The organism is Rhodovulum sp. (assembly GCF_011048875.1).
Taxonomy (GTDB): Bacteria; Pseudomonadota; Alphaproteobacteria; order Rhodobacterales; family Rhodobacteraceae; genus Rhodovulum; species Rhodovulum tesquicola.
The window spans coordinates 1-3,356 of the sequence record NZ_DSDD01000379.1 but is presented as its reverse complement, the minus strand read 5'-3'; the positions used below and the strand labels follow the sequence as shown (position 1 = coordinate 3,356).

Below are 3,356 nucleotides of genomic sequence, written 5' to 3'. Positions count from 1 at the left end.
GGCGCGGCGATTTCGACCTTCGCGGCGCGGGATTACGCCCAGATGATCTACGATTTCGCTATCCGGCGCGAGTTGATCCGGCTTGGCCGCGACATCTCGGACAAGGCGGCCAAGGTCGATATCTCGTCCGAGCCGCGCACCCAGATCGTCGAGGCCGAACAGGCGCTTTACAAGCTGGGCGAACAGGGCCAGTCCGAAAGTGGGTTCCAATCCTTCCTCAAGGCCGCGACCGACGCGGTGAACGTCGCCAACGCCGCCTATCAGCGCGACGGGCAGCTTTCGGGCATCTCGACGGGCCTTGTCGACCTGGACCGCAAGCTGGGCGGGCTGCACCGGTCGGATTTGCTGATCCTTGCCGGGCGGCCCTCGATGGGCAAGACCTCGCTGGCCACCAATATCGCGTTCAACGTCGCGAAAGCCTATCGCCGGGGGCGGCAGCCCGACGGGTCCGAGGGTGCGGTCGATGGCGGCGTCGTCGGCTTCTTCAGCCTTGAGATGAGCGCCGAACAGCTTGCCGCGCGGATCCTGTCCGAGGCATCCGAGGTGCCCAGCGAACAGATCCGCCGCGGCGACATGACCGAGGTCGAATTCCGCCGCTTCGTCGAGGCCGCGAAGGCGCTGGAGGCCTGCCCGCTTTTCATCGACGACACGCCCGCCCTGCCGATCAGCCAGTTGGCCGCCCGCGCGCGGCGGCTGAAGCGGACCCACGGGCTGGATGTGCTGGTCGTCGACTATCTTCAACTCGTCCGTCCCGCCACGACCAAGGACAGCCGGGTGAACGAGGTCAGCGAGATCACGCAGGGTCTCAAGGCCATCGCCAAGGAACTGGACATCCCGGTGATTGCCCTGTCGCAGCTGTCGCGTCAGGTGGAAGGCCGCGAGGACAAGCGCCCGCAACTGTCCGACCTGCGGGAATCCGGTTCGATCGAACAGGACGCCGATGTGGTGATGTTCGTCTACCGCGACGAATACTACAAGGAACGCGAGAAACCCGGCGAGGACAATCTCGAGGCCATGGCCAAGTGGCAGGAGGTCATGGAACGCTGCCATGGCAAGGCCGAGGTCATCATAGGCAAGCAGCGTCACGGCCCGATCGGCACGGTGGAACTCAGCTTCGAGGGCCGCTTTACCCGCTTCGGCAATCTGGTGAAGCCCTGGCAGCAGGGTCATGGCGACACGGACGGATTCTGACCGAAGCCCCGAAGGCAAAAGGTGTTCGCGTCGCGGTGCCCAACCCGGAAATGAAGCTTCGACCATTCCTTCGCTGCGGCGGGATTGCACCCTGGGCTTCTGGCAGGGGAACCGGCTGGGCGCGGGCGCATGGCGAAAAACGACAGCCTTCTGGCGGCCTGGCACCTGCGGGTCTTGGCGCTGCAGCCGGGGCACGGGAATCGTAGACAATCCCGGAAGGCGGCGACACCGAGGGGGGCGTCCGTCTGTTGCCGGCTTGCCTGCCGGACGGGACATCCGCTGGAATTCGTGATCGAGGGCAGCCCCGGGCATCCGTTTTCCGAGGGCAATGCCCGGGTGACCCTATCGGCTGGAACGATTCCCGCCCTGCTGCCACAACCGCCGCACGCCCCTGTATCCCCCCGGCCGCAGCCCCGGCCTCGCAACCGGTTGCTGCCCTGCCCGATCCCGGAACCACAGCGATGAACGAGGATGCGGACGACCGCGAGGACCGCGCCGAGACCGTCGAGACCGCCATGACGGTCCCGCCGCGACCGGCCGTCCCGATCACGCTGGGCATCGACGATGCGGACGCGCTCGCCCTCGTCCGCGGGATCGCAGGCCCCATCCTCGAAATGGTGCGCGCGATCGAGGGCGAGACCCCCGAACTGCAGGCCGGCCGGATCGCGCTGGCCCGCGAAAAGGCACTGCTGTTCACCCGGCTCTGCGGCGACGCCTGTTTCGGCCCGACCGGATGCAGCGGCGTGGTCTTCGCGCTTGCTGGCGACAGCGCGCTGCCGGTTTTCGGAGATGGCGACCTGTTCTCGACCAAGGGGCTGTCGATTTCCGAAGCGGGCGCACTGGACAGCTGGACTGCGCCTGTCGCCGAGACCGGCGAGACCTTGATCTGGACCGGCGCCCACCACGAACGGCGCTGAACATGGCGACCGAAAACCGGAATCCGCCTTGACGTATGCCCCGCCTCTGTCGGAAACAGCGCCCATGGCCAGCGGATTGCTTACCATCGACCACGACGCGATCGCGCGCAACTGGACCGCCCTTGACCGCGCCAGCGGCCCGGGCGTCGAAACCGCGGCAGTCGTCAAGGCCGACGCCTACGGGCTCGGCGCGGCCGAGGTCGCGCGCACGCTGGCCCGCGCCGGTGCCCGCCGCTTTTTTGTCGCCGTCGCCGAGGAGGGCGCCGCGATCCGCGCCGCCGTTGGCCCCGGCCCCGAGATCGGCGTCTTCGGCGGCCACATGGCGGGCGATACCGGCCTGATCGCCGATCTGGGCCTCGTGCCCATGCTGAATTCGCCCGACCAGTTTACCCGCCACCTTGCCGCGCTGCCGGGCCACCCTTTCGGCATCCAGCTCGATTCCGGCATGAACCGTCTGGGGATGGAACCCGCCGACTGGGCCGCGATCCGCACCGACGCGCTGGCCGCCGGGCCGCGGCTCATCATGAGCCACCTCGCCTGCTCCGACGAGGACACGACCGGCTTCAACCGGAAACAACTCGCCTGTTTCCGCGAGATGACCGAGGGCTGTGGCGTGCCGCGCTCGCTTTCGGCAACGGGCGGCATCCTGTTGGGCCCCGACTATCACTTCGAGATCACCCGCCCCGGCATCGGCCTTTACGGCGCGCTTCCCTTCGCCGAGGCCGCGCCCGTGCTGCGCCTGTCGCTGCCGGTGATCCAGATCCGCGCGGTCGAGCCCGGCGAAAGCGTCGGCTATGGCTGCACCTGGACCGCCGACACCCGCCGCATCGTCGCCACCGTCGCGGGCGGCTATGCCGATGGCATCCTGCGCTATCTGACGAACCGCGGCACGCTCTGGGCCGATGGCTGCCCCTGCCCGATCCTCGGCCGCGTCTCGATGGATCTCATCACCGCCGATATCACCGACCTGCCCGACATCCCCGACGCGCTCGACCTGATCGGCCCGGACCAAAGCGTGGACGAGGTTGCCGCCGCCGCCCGGACCATCGGCTACGAGGTGCTTACCAGCCTCGGCCCGCGCTACACCCGCCGCCATGACGGCGCGGCCGCGCCATGATCCTCGCTCCGGTCGCCGCCATCGGCCGCTCGACGCTGGCGGGGCTCGCAGCCCTCGGCCGGATCGCGATCTTTCTTGTGGCGACGATTGCGGCCATGCTCCGCCCCCCCTTCTACTTCCGCGAATTCCTT

General features: G+C 68.3%; 3 protein-coding genes. All 3 read left to right on the top strand.

Going from position 1 to position 3,356, the window contains the following annotated elements; translation table 11 throughout:
* Positions 1-1,191, top strand: a 1,191-nt coding sequence (locus ENN83_RS13310) for a replicative DNA helicase (RefSeq protein WP_287187709.1), incomplete at its 5' end; no start/stop codon positions are given.
* A 461-nt stretch (positions 1,192-1,652) separates the two neighbouring features.
* The gene (locus ENN83_RS13305) at positions 1,653-2,108 is read left to right on the top strand and encodes a hypothetical protein (protein ID WP_287187707.1); all 456 of its coding nucleotides are present in this window, start codon (positions 1,653-1,655) and stop codon (positions 2,106-2,108) included.
* Between the two features lie 64 nt (positions 2,109-2,172).
* Complete coding sequence (alr, locus tag ENN83_RS13300) at positions 2,173-3,225, top strand: alanine racemase (RefSeq protein WP_287187706.1); 1,053 nt, start codon at positions 2,173-2,175, stop codon at positions 3,223-3,225.
* The last annotated feature ends 131 nt before the right edge of the window (positions 3,226-3,356 follow it).

Bases quoted from the DNA above. Each gene is read 5' to 3' on its own strand.
- ENN83_RS13305 (WP_287187707.1), top strand. From the start codon at position 1,653: ATGAACGAGGATGCGGACGACCGCGAGGACCGCGCCGAGACCGTCGAG.
- alr (WP_287187706.1), top strand. From the start codon at position 2,173: ATGGCCAGCGGATTGCTTACCATCGACCACGACGCGATCGCGCGCAAC.